Origin of the sequence: Nocardia abscessus NBRC 100374, from assembly GCF_000308455.1 — a bacterium.
Lineage (GTDB): Bacteria > Actinomycetota > Actinomycetes > Mycobacteriales > Mycobacteriaceae > Nocardia > Nocardia abscessus.
In genome coordinates this window covers 104,726-117,439 of sequence record NZ_BAFP01000110.1, presented here as the reverse complement: position 1 = coordinate 117,439, position 12,714 = coordinate 104,726, and the positions used below count along the sequence as shown (strand labels likewise).

The 12,714-nt window shown below is 68.3% G+C and carries 16 protein-coding genes; 6 read left to right on the top strand and 10 right to left on the bottom strand.

Annotated elements, in window-relative coordinates; all coding sequences use genetic code 11:
- Window positions 1–284: 284 nt before the first annotated feature.
- The gene (locus tag ON19_RS23290) at window positions 285–1,793 is read right to left on the bottom strand and encodes an aldehyde dehydrogenase family protein (RefSeq protein WP_083899570.1); all 1,509 of its coding nucleotides are present in this window, start codon (window positions 1,791–1,793) and stop codon (window positions 285–287) included.
- Between the two features lie 167 nt (window positions 1,794–1,960).
- On the opposite strand from ON19_RS23290, the gene ON19_RS23285 reads away from it, so the two are divergent.
- Window positions 1,961–2,749, top strand: a complete 789-nt coding sequence (locus tag ON19_RS23285) for an SOS response-associated peptidase (protein ID WP_043696747.1) — start codon at window positions 1,961–1,963, stop codon at window positions 2,747–2,749.
- Window positions 2,750–3,086: 337 nt separating this feature from the next.
- Here ON19_RS23285 and ON19_RS23280 read toward each other — a convergent pair whose 3' ends face one another.
- On the bottom strand, window positions 3,087–3,377 hold the full coding sequence (locus ON19_RS23280) for a hypothetical protein (RefSeq protein ID WP_043696744.1): 291 nt from the start codon (window positions 3,375–3,377) through the stop codon (window positions 3,087–3,089).
- Window positions 3,378–3,449: 72 nt separating this feature from the next.
- Entirely contained in the window at window positions 3,450–3,944 is a 495-nt protein-coding gene (ybaK, locus tag ON19_RS23275) for a Cys-tRNA(Pro) deacylase (protein ID WP_043696741.1), read from the bottom strand.
- Between the two features lie 119 nt (window positions 3,945–4,063).
- On the opposite strand from ybaK, the gene ON19_RS23270 reads away from it, so the two are divergent.
- Window positions 4,064–4,822 carry a sigma-70 family RNA polymerase sigma factor gene (locus ON19_RS23270; protein ID WP_443678155.1) on the top strand — a complete coding sequence of 253 codons (759 nt, stop codon included), beginning with the start codon at window positions 4,064–4,066 and terminating at the stop codon, window positions 4,820–4,822.
- A gap of 20 nt (window positions 4,823–4,842) precedes the next feature.
- Entirely contained in the window at window positions 4,843–5,109 is a 267-nt protein-coding gene (rsrA, locus tag ON19_RS23265) for a mycothiol system anti-sigma-R factor (RefSeq protein WP_051169213.1), read from the top strand.
- 79 nt (window positions 5,110–5,188) lie between these two features.
- Here the strand turns inward: rsrA and ON19_RS45005 are convergent, their stop codons facing one another.
- Window positions 5,189–5,263, bottom strand: a complete 75-nt coding sequence (locus ON19_RS45005; RefSeq protein WP_022597109.1) for a 50S ribosomal protein bL37 — start codon at window positions 5,261–5,263, stop codon at window positions 5,189–5,191.
- A gap of 90 nt (window positions 5,264–5,353) precedes the next feature.
- On the opposite strand from ON19_RS45005, the gene ON19_RS23260 reads away from it, so the two are divergent.
- Window positions 5,354–5,569 carry a biotin/lipoyl-binding carrier protein gene (locus tag ON19_RS23260; protein ID WP_043696739.1) on the top strand — a complete coding sequence of 72 codons (216 nt, stop codon included), beginning with the start codon at window positions 5,354–5,356 and terminating at the stop codon, window positions 5,567–5,569.
- Window positions 5,570–5,586: 17 nt separating this feature from the next.
- The gene (locus ON19_RS23255) at window positions 5,587–7,101 is read left to right on the top strand and encodes a sensor histidine kinase (RefSeq protein ID WP_043696736.1); all 1,515 of its coding nucleotides are present in this window, start codon (window positions 5,587–5,589) and stop codon (window positions 7,099–7,101) included.
- A 442-nt stretch (window positions 7,102–7,543) separates the two neighbouring features.
- Here ON19_RS23255 and ON19_RS23250 read toward each other — a convergent pair whose 3' ends face one another.
- Both ON19_RS23250 and ON19_RS23245 read right to left on the bottom strand, forming a co-directional pair.
- The gene (locus tag ON19_RS23250) at window positions 7,544–7,798 is read right to left on the bottom strand and encodes a WhiB family transcriptional regulator (RefSeq protein ID WP_011211115.1); all 255 of its coding nucleotides are present in this window, start codon (window positions 7,796–7,798) and stop codon (window positions 7,544–7,546) included.
- 251 nt (window positions 7,799–8,049) lie between these two features.
- A complete protein-coding gene (locus ON19_RS23245) occupies window positions 8,050–8,994 on the bottom strand; it encodes a diacylglycerol/lipid kinase family protein (RefSeq protein WP_043696733.1) in 945 nt (314 codons plus the stop codon).
- Window positions 8,995–9,197: 203 nt separating this feature from the next.
- On the opposite strand from ON19_RS23245, the gene ON19_RS23240 reads away from it, so the two are divergent.
- Complete coding sequence (locus ON19_RS23240) at window positions 9,198–9,617, top strand: hypothetical protein (RefSeq protein WP_043696730.1); 420 nt, start codon at window positions 9,198–9,200, stop codon at window positions 9,615–9,617.
- Here ON19_RS23240 and ON19_RS23235 read toward each other — a convergent pair.
- Genes ON19_RS23235 through ON19_RS23220 form a run of 4 tightly spaced genes read right to left on the bottom strand, consistent with a single transcriptional unit; the run spans window position 9,596 to window position 12,711 of the window.
- Window positions 9,596–10,303, bottom strand: coding sequence for an endonuclease V (locus ON19_RS23235; RefSeq protein WP_043696726.1), 708 nt, complete (start codon window positions 10,301–10,303; stop codon window positions 9,596–9,598). The two genes, ON19_RS23240 and ON19_RS23235, sit on opposite strands and share 22 nt — an antisense overlap.
- A 3-nt stretch (window positions 10,304–10,306) precedes the next feature.
- Complete coding sequence (locus ON19_RS23230; RefSeq protein ID WP_051169205.1) at window positions 10,307–10,837, bottom strand: GNAT family N-acetyltransferase; 531 nt, start codon at window positions 10,835–10,837, stop codon at window positions 10,307–10,309.
- The gene (locus ON19_RS23225) at window positions 10,834–11,439 is read right to left on the bottom strand and encodes an acid phosphatase (protein ID WP_043696725.1); all 606 of its coding nucleotides are present in this window, start codon (window positions 11,437–11,439) and stop codon (window positions 10,834–10,836) included. Before ON19_RS23225 ends, ON19_RS23230 begins: the two co-directional genes overlap by 4 nt.
- A gap of 42 nt (window positions 11,440–11,481) precedes the next feature.
- On the bottom strand, window positions 11,482–12,711 hold the full coding sequence (locus ON19_RS23220; RefSeq protein ID WP_043696723.1) for an Rv3212 family protein: 1,230 nt from the start codon (window positions 12,709–12,711) through the stop codon (window positions 11,482–11,484).
- Window positions 12,712–12,714 lie beyond the last annotated feature (3 nt).

The window sequence follows — 12,714 nt, the reverse complement described above, 5'->3', positions numbered from 1 at the left end:
GAAAGACGTGGTTGAGGTGCGCTGGGCGCGTAGTGGTGGGAACTTGCTCTCGGGTGCACACGGTTGGTGATGGCCGGATCTCGTCCGCGTGGTGCGAGGGCTGTTGGCTCGCCTCGAACGCCGCTTGTCCTTCGTCGCATACACGGCGGCCGCTCAGACGCGAGCCGGGCCGCGAGTAGCAATGCTTGGTCTCGCTTCGCCCGCAACCGGGAGCCGGGGGATTTGCCCCTATGTGTGGACCGGGTACTCGACGCACGTCGAGCACCCGGTCCCGGGGCGGGTTCTTACTTGTGCCGCCCGTGCAGGAAGGGAACGAGCTTGCGCAGCAGCTTCATCGTGGAGTCGGTGCGGCTGTAGCTCAGCAGCGCCATGCCGGGAACGGTGAAGCGCTGCACCGCGATCGAGTGCGGGCGGGCGAACTCGCGCAGACCAGGCTCGCCGTGGATGCGGCCGATGCCGGAATCGCCGACGCCGCCGAAGGGCAGGCCGGGGATGGCGGCGAAGGCCAGCACGGAGTTCACCGAGGTGGCGCCGACGCGCAGCCTGCGCGCGATGTCCAGGCCGTTCTTCTTCGAGTAGACCGCCGAGGACAACCCGTACTTGGAGTTGTTGGCCAGCTCGACCGCCTCGTCCACGCCGTCGACGGTGCGGATGGTGATGGTCGGGCCGAAGGTCTCCTCGGCCACCGCCTCGGAACTCTCGTCGGTGTCGACCAGCACCACCGGTTCGATGAACGGCGCCTTGACCGACTCCGGTCCGCCGAGCACCGCGGTGCCGCCGTTCTTCAGCGCGTCCTCGATGTGGCGGCGCACGATGTCGACCTGGCTCGGCATGGTCATCGGGCCATAGGCGGCCTTGTCGTCGGAACCGGGCTTGACGTCGGTGAGGATGCGCTTGACCTCGGCGACGAACTCTTCGCGCACCGAGCGGTCCACGTAGACCCGCTCCACGCCCGCGCAGGTCTGGCCGCTGTTGGCGGTGGCGCCCCAGGCGACCGCGTCCGCCGCGGCCTTGACGTCCGCGTCGGCGGCGACGATCACCGCGTCCTTGCCGCCGCACTCCAGCAGCACCGGGGTGAGCCGCTCCGCGGCGGCGGCCATGATCCGCTTGCCGGTGGCGGTGGAGCCGGTGAACGCGATCTTGTCGACGTCGGAGCGGACCAGCGCCGCGCCGGTGGCGGCGTAGCCGTTGATCGTGCTGAAGACGCCCTCGGGCAGTTCGGGGTTGGCTTCGGCGAACGCGTCGGCGAGGAAGTTGCCGATGCCGGTGGAGTATTCGCTCGGCTTGAACACGACGGTGTTACCCGCGGCCAGCGCGTAGGCGATGGAACCGTTCGGCGTGTAGACCGGATAGTTCCACGGTCCGATCACGCCGACGACGCCGAGCGGGCGCTGCTCGAGCCGGGCGCTGAAGTTCGACATCAGCGCGCCGGGGGAGACCCGCTTGGGGCCGAGCACCTTCTTGGCGTTCTTGGCCGCCCAGGAGATGTGCTCGAGCGCAAGCATCAATTCCAGGAAGGCGTCGTCGAGCGGCTTGCCGTTCTCGGCGTGGATCAGCTCGCAGAACTTCTCCGAGTTCTGCACCAGCTTGCTCGACCAGCGCAGCAGGTGCGTGCGCCGTTCGTCGAAACTCAGCGCGCCCCAGGTGGCGGCCGCGGCGCGGGCCTTGGCGACCGCGGCGGCCACCGCGTCGTCGTCGGCGATGACGTGCGTGCCGATCACCTCGCCCGTCGCCGGATTGACCGACGTCAGTGCCGTGTCGTGGTCGGCTGGTTTGGTGTCGGTGGATGTCACAGTTGATCTCCTCTTGCCGTCTGCGGTGGACGGTCGATACGCAAGTCCGAGTGGACGGGCAGCCCCGCCCTTCCGATGAGAGAATGCTATGCCACAACTCTCAACAGGTCACCAGCTATGGACCAATTGTCTCCGACTCTGTCGGTGGCGGGTGGGACTATCGGTATATGTGCGGACGATATGCGACCACGACCAACCCGGGCAGGCTCGCGGTCGAGTTGGATGCGATCGATGAGACCGAGGCCGCCGACCAGAGTTCTTTCACCAACTACAACGTAGCTCCGACGACCCAGGTCCTCACCGTGGTCGAGCGACACGACCACGGCCGCAAGGACGACGACCCGAAGCGCCGTATCCGGCGCATGCGCTGGGGACTGATCCCGGTATGGACCAAGGCCGCCGAGCCCGGCGTCCCGGTCAAGGGAAAACCGCTGTTCAACGCGCGCGCCGACAAGGCCGCCGGCACGCCGTCCTTCCGTGACGCGGTGAAGTACCGGCGCTGCCTGGTGCCGATGGACGGCTGGTACGAGTGGGTGGTCGAGCCGAACGGCGAGAAGGGCGCGAAAGGCAAAGTCGCCAAGCACCCGTACTACATGGCCAACGCCGACGGTTCCCGTCTCTACATGGCCGGTCTGTGGTCTATCTGGCGCGACCGGTCTCAGCCGGAGAGCGAGCCGCTGCTGTCGTGCACCATCCTGACCACCGATGCGGTCGGCGATCTGACCCGAATCCACGACCGGATGCCGCTGCCCATGCCGCGGGAGCACTGGGCGGCGTGGCTGGACCCGGATCACCCGGCCCCCGCGAGCCTGCTGGAGACGCCGTCGGAGGACGCGGTCGCCGGAATCGTGCCCCGGCCGGTGCCCATGCTGGTCAACAGCGTGCGCAACAACGGCCCGGAACTACTTGCCCGAGTAGAGGATCAGAAGGAAGCCGAGCAGATCAGCCTGCTGTGAGCGCATGCTGCCCATCCGCGTCCGCCCACGCCGTTTGCGAGCACGGCGATATCCCGGCCGGTGTCCAATGGCTGTCGCATCCGCGCCTAAGCCATAGCCGCAGCGTTTGCTCGTTGTCCGGCGATACTCGGCGAGCTCAGGTGCCGGAGTTGCCGCCTGCGCAACCACACAGGCTCAACTCCCGGTTTCGGGCGCAGCGAGACCGAGCATGCGCCGTTCGCGGCCCGGCTCGCGTCCGAGCGGCCGCCGCGTCCGCGACGAAGTCGCAAGCGGTGGTCGCTCGGATGCGAGCCATAGAGGGGCCGCGAACACCCAGCGCCGCAGGCGCTGGCAGAAATTACAGCGAGCACTTCACGCTGGGTGAGGCGATATTCAGCCCGCATTTGATGATTCCGGCGACCAGGTCGATCAGCTTGGTGGTGACATTGCCGCTGAGCTTCTCGGCCTTGCCTGCCTTGTCGTCACTTTTCGAGCCTTGGCCGTCGAAGTCGAATACGGAATCGCTGACCTGCGTGACCGGTGGGGTGTTCGGTGCGGCGGCGACCTCGGGTGCGAGGAACGAACCGAGGGCCAAGACGAGAGCTCCGGACAACGCGACGATCACGGTGCGCAGACGCTGGGACATCATTCGCATCACATCCTCGAGTCGTATCGATTTGGCCTGTTCAGTAACGCACAGATCGCGGCGATGGTGGCCGAATTACGCGGATGTCACGGGTGCGGTCACCGCCGCGGTGAGCCGGACCAGATCGGCGGGCGCGAGCTCGATCTCCAATCCGCGCCGACCCGCGCTGCACAGGACCCGGTCCCAGGTCAGCGCCGAATGGTCGATCACGGTGGGCAGCGGTTTGCGCTGACCGAGTGGTGAGATGCCGCCGAGTACGTATCCGGTCGTCTTCTCCGCCCTGGTCTTGTCCGCCATGCTCGCCTTCGACGCGCCGAGCGCCGCGGCGGCGGCTTTGAGCGACAACGTGTTCGGCACCGGAAGCACGGCCACCGCGAGCGAACCGGTGGCCAGCTCGATGACCAAGGTCTTGAAGATCTGCTCGGCCACGACCCCCAGTTCACCGGCCAGCGCGTCGACCGCCTCGGTGCCGTAGGAGTCGGCCCGCGGATCGTGCTTGTAGGCGTGCACACGGTGGGACACCTTCGCCTGGGTCAACGCGCGGATCGCCGGAGTCGAGCCTGCTGCCATGGCCGAAACCTTAGCGGCGGCGCCGGGAACACCCGAAGCCCCGCGCATGTTGTAGCCGGTACATAGCGCTCGGAATGCTTTTCACCGCCGTGAGCAGGCCCTATGGAGACGTGAAGGAGATGCCTGTGCCCGTACTGCTCGACGACCGTCCGCTGGGGACCGAGGTGTCCCCGACGGAAGGCGGGTTCTCCCTCGATATGCCGATACCGGTAGATTTGGCAGGTACGGCGATCGAAGGGACAGGTGTGACGAGCGACGATGACGTGGTGGCCGACGATGTCACCGCCGTCGACGATGCCGAGCTGGCACAGCGGTTCGAGCGGGACGCGCTCCCGCTGCTGGACCAGCTCTACGGCGCCGCGCTGCGCATGACCAGGAACCCGGCGGATGCCGAGGACCTGGTCCAGGAGACCTACGTCAAGGCGTTTCAGGGGTTCAAGTCGTTCCGGGAGGGCACCAACCTCCGGGCGTGGCTGTACCGGATCCTGACCAACACCTACATCAACTCCTACCGCAAGAAGCAGCGCCAGCCCGCGCAGTACCCGACCGACGAGATCACCGACTGGCAACTGGCCGCGACCGCGGAGCACACCTCACAGGGGCTGCGCTCGGCCGAGGTCGAGGCGCTGGACGCGCTGCCGGACGATGACATCAAGGCCGCGCTGCAGGAGTTGCCGGAGGAGTTCCGGATGGCGGTGTATTACGCGGACGTCGAGGGCTTTCCGTACAAGGAGATCGCCGACATCATGGGCACCCCCATCGGTACGGTGATGTCCCGGCTGCATCGGGGCCGGAAACAATTGAAGGGTTTGCTCGCCGATGTGGCGCGCGAGCGTGGATTCAACCGTTCGGGGGAACGCCAGGAGGTCAAGCAGTGAGTACCGAGCGGGACCCCGACATGGAGCTCGACTGCACGGCGGTACTCGCCGACGTGTGGTTGATGCTCGACGGGGAGTGCGACGAGGCGACTCGTGCCCGGTTGCAGCACCACATGGAGCACTGCAGCCCCTGTATCGAGGCTTACGGCATCGAGGAGAAGATCAAGGGCTTGCTCAGCCGCAAGTGCGGGGGCGACCGCGCGCCCGATTCGCTGCGGGAGCGTTTGACGATCGAGATCCGCCGGACAGTCGTCACCAGCGAGACGTCGGTCGAGACCTCGGACTAGCCGGTCCGTGCAACGCGAGCGGCACGCCTTCCAGCCGGAAGTGCGTGCCGCTTCGTGCTTTCGGCGCCGAGCGTCGCGCTCAGGCGTTGGGCCGCTTGCCGTGGTTGGCTGCGTTCCCCTTGCGGCTACGCTTCTTACGTCCGCGCTTACCCATGAGTAGTCTCCCTTCTGGTTGAAGGCCATTCTTTCACGTGTGGTTGGCTGTACCGTCAGCGGATGCAGGCCAACGAGTGAATGGGGTGCCATGGCTGAGGAAGTGCTCGCCGAGCTGGTGTCGGTCGTGTACCAGGTGGTCGTCCAGGAGGGCGACGAAGTCCAGGAGGGCGACACTTTGGTGATCCTCGAGTCCATGAAGATGGAGATCCCGGTGCTCGCGGAGTCCAGCGGCACTGTGACGTCGGTCGGTGTCAAGGAAGGCGACGCGATCAAGGCGGGCCACCTGATCGCCGTCATCTCCTGATCGAGCGGTAGATCTGCATGGCGACCCTGAGCGAACTGCTGGCCGAGCACACCGACCTACCCGGCGTCGCCGTAGACCATCTCCAGCGCGTAGTGGGCGATTGGCAGCTGCTGGCCGATCTGTCCTTCGCCGATCTGCTGCTGTGGGTCGGTGCGGGCCCGATAGCGGAGGGCGCGGACATCGTCTGCGTCGCGCAGTGCCGTCCCACCACAGCGCCCACCGTGCACCAGGAGGACCTGGTCGGCACGGCTGCCCTGCACTCCGACCATCCGCAGGTGTTCGAGGCGCTGGTGACCGGCGTGACCGTACGAGCCGACAGCGAGGTCGAGGCCTCCGGCGTCTACCACCCGCATCCGGTGCACGCGATCCGCGAGGCGATCCCCGTGCGCTGCGGTGACGACGTGATCGCGGTGCTGAGCCGGGACACCGATCTGCAACGCTCCCGGGTCCGCAGTCAGCTGGAGAGCGCGTACGTGGCCTGCGCGGACGACCTGTGCCAGATGATCGCCGACGGCACGTTCCCGACCACAGAGGATCGCGCCGCCACCCATTCCAGCCCACGCGCGGGCGACGGCTTCATCCGGCTCGACACCGACGGCATCGTGGTCTACGCCAGTCCCAACGCACTGTCGGCCTACCACCGGATGGGCTTGCAGGCCGACTTGGCCGGCCAGGACCTCGCGGTTACCACGCGTTCCCTGATCACCGACCCGTTCGACGCGCAGGAAGTGGTCGGCGACATCCAGGCCGCCCTGGCCGGGCGGACCGGGCGGCGGATGGAGGTCGAGGCGCGGGGAGCCACCGTGCTGCTGCGCACCCTCGTGCTGCGCCCGCACGGTGAACTGGCCGGCGCGGCCGTGCTCGTCCGCGATGTCACCGAGGTCAAGCGGCGCGATCGCGCGCTGCTGAGCAAGGACGCAACCATCCGGGAGATCCACCACCGGGTCAAGAACAACCTGCAGACCGTCGCCGCGCTGCTGCGCCTGCAAGCCCGCCGCACCGAGAACGAGGAGGCGCAGGTCGCGCTCACCGAGTCGGTGCGCAGGGTCACCTCCATCGCGTCGGTGCACGAGATGCTGTCCATGTCGGTGGACGAAGAGGTCGATCTCGACGAGGTCGTGGACCGGCTGCTGCCGATCATGGCCGACGTGGCCACCGTGCACACCGCGCGCATCAAGGTGCGCCGCGCGGGTTCGCTCGGCGTCTTCTCCGCCGAGCGCGCCACCCCGCTGGTGATGGTGCTCACCGAACTGGTGCAGAACGCCATCGAGCACGCCTTCGATTCGGGCGAAAACGGCACGGTGACAATCCGTTCCGAGCGTTCGGCCCGCTGGCTCGACGTGATCATCAGCGACGACGGCCGCGGTCTGCCGCCCGGGTTCAGCCTGGAGTCCTCCGACCGGCTCGGCCTGCAGATCGTCCGGACCTTGGTCACGGCCGAACTCGGCGGCTCCATCGGCTTGCATCCCGGCGCCGATATCGGCACCGATGCCGTCCTGCGCGTTCCGCTGGGCCGTCGCTCGGGCCGCTGACTGGGCGAGGCCGGATCCGACGTTTCGGCACCGGTCGCGGCCGATGTCCTGCGAGTTGTTGCTCGGATGTCGCGAGCGGCCGCTGCTGGGGTGCTGTTCGCGGCTCGTGTGGCAGTGGTTTCCCGAATGTCCGTATCGAGTGGAATGCGAGGGTGTCGAACGGATCGGTGACAGTCCGACCGGCTTGGAAACCCATCACTTTCCCATAAGTCGCGCTCATAGGCGAGTCGAACCGCGGCCCTGTCGCACCGTAATCCGCGCCGCGGCTATTGCCCTAGCTCGCAACGGCATTGGCTCGGCGTCCGTTTCCGCGCGAAGCGAGACCGGGTATTTCCAGTTCGCGGTGCTGCGCATATAAACAACACAGCCCGGCACCTTTGGGTGCCGGGCTGAAATGCGTTACCGGGCCGGGCTGAATGGCCCGGTAATGCCGGTCGTCTGATCAGACGACGGTGCGGGTGCGGGTACGCGCGTTGCGACGCTTCAGCGCCCGGCGCTCGTCCTCGCTCATACCACCCCACACGCCGGCGTCTTGTCCGGACTTCAGGGCCCAGGACAGGCAGTCAGCGGTTACGGGGCAGCGAGCGCAGACCAGCTTGGCATCGGCAATCTGCGCGAGCGCCGGACCACTGTTACCCACCGGGAAGAACAGCTCGGGGTCCTCATCGCGACAGATGGCCTTGTGGCGCCAGTCCATTCCTCTGCTCCTTTGCTGGGCGCCGCGCAGGGCGCCTATGGTTTGTGGATCGTTCACTTGTGCGACTCGAATGTTTCCGCACGGTTGCTTGTGAATGCTTTCACGAACACCGTAGATGTCAATAGGCACGCGGTGCACCGTGGGGAAGGTCACGCTCAAAGGCCCCCGTACGGGGAGCCTGCCCGGTCCTTTGTACTCGCTCCACCTGGTTTTCGCAGCACAACTGCGATGTTTTCCGCGGCGTTTCGCCCTCAGAGCGGGCGTGGTGCGATCACGGCGAGGATGTCGGGCACCGCCGTGAAATCCACCACGTTGCGCTTCCCGATGAAGTCGCCATCGATTTGCAGGCCGATGGGTTCTTTGCACTCGATTCGTACGGTCGGAACGTCGTCTTCACGAAATAAATTGCGGGACTTGGGATTCCCGTGCGGCGTCAGAAGTTGCCGCGCGAGCAGCAGGGTGGGGACCACGGCCATGGAGCGCACCGCGAACACGCCGAGGCCCGTTTCGAACCGGGTGCCGGGGTTGGTGTGCACCGGCGTGGCATTCAGGTAGGTCCAGGGTGTGGTGTTGGTAACGAAGGCGTAATGCACACCGTCTACGGACGTGCGGCCCGGAATTTCCACCCGAACGCTCGGTTCCTTGCGTTTGGCCAGGAAGAATTGTCGCACAGTTGTTCGAACATAACGCGCTGGAGTGGCGGTGCGGCCGCGGGCGCGGCTGGCGTCGATCGCCTCGCAGACGTCGGCGTCCAGGCCGACCCCCGCGCTGAAGGAGAACCACCGGTCGTCGGCCAGTCCGAGGCCGATCCGGCGATCGGTGTCCAGCGTGAGCAGATCGATGAGCTGATTGGTCGCGGTCACCGGATCGGGAGAGATGCCGAGCGCCCTGGCGAAGACGTTCGCCGAGCCGCCGGGGATCACGCCGAGGCGCGGCAGCCAGGCCTGGCCGTCGTCCAGAACGGGGAGCGGCAGGAAGCCGTTGATGGTCTCGTTGACCGTCCCGTCGCCGCCGTGCACGACGATCAGGTCCATCTCGTTGGTCGCTGCCCACTGGGCCAGTTCCGCGGCGTGGCCGCGGTGCTGGGTGTGCGCAACGGTCAGCTGGGTGCGGCTCTCCAGCGCGTGCGCGAGTAGGTCCCGGGTCGCCGGTGTGGTCGAGGTGGCATTCGGGTTCACGATCAGCAGCGTCCGCACGATGGCAGCCTAGTTGGCCGCCGACGTGCGCCGGAAAAGCGGCGAGCGGCGCCCGGCGTGCCGTTGTTGCCGGGGCAGACGCCGGGACGACGACCCGCGTCGAGCGGGTCGTAGGCTTGCCGCGTGAACGAGCGTCAGCGATGCAAGCGTGGATACCGTGCGCTATCGGGCACGACGGAGCCGAGTGCCCGCGAGGCGCGGTCGTGAGCGACAAGGGCTCGGCGGCGGGGGCCGTTCCGGCCACGGTGCGGGCGGCGGGCACTCTGGTGACCCTCGAAGGGGTCGTCGCCGTGGTCGTCGCGATCGTCCTGGTGGTGCGCGGGCTCCTCGGTCACGACCAGTCCGCCACGAGCGGGTACGGCACAGCCGCCTGGTTCGGCATCCTCGGCGGCGCGGTGTTGGCCGCGGGTGTCGGGCTGCTGCTGGGTCAACGCTGGGGCCGCGCCATCGCCGTCATCGCGCAGCTGCTGCTGCTCCCGGTCACCTGGTCGCTGCTCACCGACTCGCATCAGCCGGTCTACGGCACTCTGCTCGGGGTGGCCGCGATCGGCGCGCTGGTGCTGCTGTTCGCCCCGCCGTCGACTCGCTGGATGGCCGAGGACTACGGGGTCGAGCCGGAATAGTCCCCGCTCGCGGTGCGCAGCGCGGCCCGGCAGAGGTGGTCGGCGTGCCGGGTCGTCTCCGGTATCCGGTAACGCGGGGTCAGCGCGAGCACCTGTGCGCAAGCGGTGGCGAGGTCGATGCGATGCCCCACGGAGACGAACACCGGTTTGACGCCGGTTCTGGTGCGCAGTGCCCGTCCGACCACCGCCCCGCCGATGGTGATGTCGGTCGATGCGCCGCGTTCGGGGCCCGGCTCGGCGTAGTCGCCCCACACGGTCTTCGCGACGCCGACGGTCGGCACCCCGGTGAGCAGTCCGAGGTGGCAGGCGAGGCCGAAGCGCCGCGGATGCGCGAGTCCTTGGCCGTCGCAGACCAGCAGATCCGGTGCGCTGCCGAGCTTTTCGAGTGCGGCGAGGGTGGCCGGGAGCTCACGGAAGGCGAGCAGACCGGGCACGTAGGGAAAGTCGGCGACGCCATGCGCGACGACGGACGTGACCGGCTGGAGGGTGTCCGCGGCCAAGACGACGACGGCCGCGGCTACGGCGCCGGTGTCGTCGTAGGCGGAGTCGAGCCCGGCGACCGTGCGAAACCGTGCGCCCGGTGGGGTGATCGGCGAGACCAGCGGCCGTAATTCGTCCTGCAGCGCCATCGCCGCTTCGGCTGTGGTGGGCCAGGATTCGGGATCCGGCGGCGGGAACCAGGACACGCGCTACCGCGCCTCGGCGGCCAGCTCGCCGAGCGCGTCGCCCGCCAGCCGGTAGCCGGCCCATTCGTCCTGGGCCACGGCGCCGATCGACTCGTAGAAGTCGATCGAGGGCTTGTTCCAGGTCAGCACCGACCAGGCCACGCGGCTGTAGCCGTGGTCGACCGCCTCCTTCGCCAGGGCAGCGAGCAGCGCCTTGCCGTAGCCCTTGCCCCTGGTCTCCGGCTTGACGTAGAGGTCCTCCAGGTAGATGCCGTGCACGCCGTCCCAGGTGGAGAAGTTGAGGAACCAGATGGCGCAGCCGAGCAGTTCCGGCCCGTCGGCCACCACGTGCGCGAAGACCTTGGGCTCCGGGCCGAACAGCGCGGCGCGCAGTTGCTCGGCGGTGACCGTGCACTCGTGCCTGGCCTTCTCGTACTCGGCCAGGTCGTAGATGAGGCCGACCAGGGCGGGAACGTCGGAAGCGACGGCGCGGCGCAGGACGGCGGCGCCGAGGTCGACGGCGGTGGTGTCGGCGGTGGGGGCGGGTCGGGTCACAGTGACGCTCCGTGGGGTACCAGGTTGTGCGCGCGGATCGCGCGCGCGTCGTGTTCGTAGCCGAGCACGGTCAGCGCGCCGGTCGACATCGCGAATCGGCGGCCCTCCCGGACGTCGAATTCGGCCCAGCGGGCGATCAGCGCGCGGGAGAAGTGGCCGTGCCCGACCAGCACGATATCCCGCTGCGGCAGCATCGGTGTCACGGCGTCCAGCACCCGGTCGGCGCGCTCGCGCACCTGCTGCGCGGTCTCACCGTCCGGCGCCGTGCCGGTCCAGATGGTCCATCCGGGCACGGACTCGCGGATCTGTGGAGTGGTCAGGCCCTCGTAGGCGCCGTAGTCCCACTCGGCGAGGTCGTCGTCGACCACGGCGCCGGTGAGCCCGGCCAGCTCCGCGGTGCGCATCGCGCGCAGTCGTGGGCTGGTGCGCACCAAAGGGTTTCGCAGTTCGAGCGTGGCGAGTAAGGCGCCTGCGGCGCCGGCCTGTTCTTCGCCGCGCTGGGTGAGCGGGAGATCGGTGCGGCCGGTATGCCGCCGCTGCGTCGACCAGCTGGTCTCGCCGTGGCGGAGCAGCACAACACGGGCATCGTCGAGTGCGGACATGCCTCCATGATGGTCCACCGATGACGGTCCACCGATGCTCGGTCAGCCGAAAGCGTGCAACTCGCCGTCGCGCAGCTCGAGTACGGTCGTCCCGATCACGGTGAGGGAGATGGGGCTACCGGAATGGCCGGGCCGTTCCATGGGGATGCGCCCAACTTCGGCTCCCGAGGCGGGGTCGAGGACAGCGAGCGCGCCCGTGACGGGCAGCAGTAGCTTGCCCGCCATGAGCGCGGGGGATCCGAGGGCTCCGCCCGCGGTCCACAGCGGGTCGAATGTGCTGCCGTTCAAGGCGATCACGCTGTTGCCGGTGAAGACCAGATAGGCCGAACCGATGCGGGTGGTCGTGGTGGTTTCGCTCAGCGGCGCCGAAAGCTGGTGCACCACAATGGGGTTGCCGTTTCCGTCGTAGACGGCCAGGCGCGGCGGCAACGGCTCGGCGCCCTGCGCGATACCGGGGAAGTAGAGCACGATCCGGCTGTCGGACACCGCGACCACCCGGGCGGCGCCGGAATCCGCTCCGGGACCGGTCAATACGTGCGACCCGTACTCCTCGGGCACGGTGTTGTCCTTGGGAGCGGGGTTGAGCACGGTGAGCCGGTCGGCCGGGTCGGCCTGGCAGCGCTCCAGCACGGCGAGCCGAGACGGGCTGGAACCGGACGACAGCAGGGTGCAGCCCTTGCGCGGCTGGGTCTTGACGTTCACCGGTGCGTCGACGAAGCCGTACTCCACGGTGCGCACCAGGTCCGAGCGCCACATCTCCAGCCGCCGCGGCCCCTGCGCCAGCAGGTAGGTGCCGTCGACCGAAAGCCGCAGGTCCTCATCCATATAGCTGCTGCGCGCCGTGCGGCGAGCGCCGCTGTCACCGGCCAGCATCGTGGCCTGGCTGCAGCCGCGCTCGTCGCGGTAGACCGCGATCACCATGCCGTACTGGACCTCGGTCCCGCACAGCGGCATGTCACGCCGGTACTTCCACAGCTGGTCGCCGGTGCGCGGATCGCGCCCGGTGACCGTGTCGCCGTCAGCGGTCACCGCGGCGCCGCCGGATACCAGCGCTCGCGCGCTCGCGCCGTCCGGGGCGCGCCACAGTTCCCGCAGCGAAGCAGGCAGCTGGTCGGCCGCGGCCGGGGTCGGCACGGTGGACGACGCGGTCACCGATTCGGTGCCGTGCGCGTCCCCGCGCACCCACACCACGGCCCCGGCGATCACGACGAGAACCGCGATCGCGACCGCGGAGATGATGTCGGCGCGCGTCCGCCGCTCGGGTGCGAGCACGAG

Bases quoted from the DNA above. Each gene is read 5' to 3' on its own strand.
- ON19_RS23285 (WP_043696747.1), top strand. From the start codon at position 1,961: ATGTGCGGACGATATGCGACCACGACCAACCCGGGCAGGCTCGCGGTC.
- ON19_RS23280 (WP_043696744.1), bottom strand. From the start codon at position 3,377: ATGATGTCCCAGCGTCTGCGCACCGTGATCGTCGCGTTGTCCGGAGCT.
- ybaK (WP_043696741.1), bottom strand. From the start codon at position 3,944: ATGGCAGCAGGCTCGACTCCGGCGATCCGCGCGTTGACCCAGGCGAAG.
- ON19_RS23270 (WP_443678155.1), top strand. From the start codon at position 4,064: ATGCCTGTGCCCGTACTGCTCGACGACCGTCCGCTGGGGACCGAGGTG.
- rsrA (WP_051169213.1), top strand. From the start codon at position 4,843: ATGGAGCTCGACTGCACGGCGGTACTCGCCGACGTGTGGTTGATGCTC.
- ON19_RS23260 (WP_043696739.1), top strand. From the start codon at position 5,354: ATGGCTGAGGAAGTGCTCGCCGAGCTGGTGTCGGTCGTGTACCAGGTG.
- ON19_RS23255 (WP_043696736.1), top strand. From the start codon at position 5,587: ATGGCGACCCTGAGCGAACTGCTGGCCGAGCACACCGACCTACCCGGC.
- ON19_RS23250 (WP_011211115.1), bottom strand. From the start codon at position 7,798: ATGGACTGGCGCCACAAGGCCATCTGTCGCGATGAGGACCCCGAGCTG.
- ON19_RS23225 (WP_043696725.1), bottom strand. From the start codon at position 11,439: ATGTCCGCACTCGACGATGCCCGTGTTGTGCTGCTCCGCCACGGCGAG.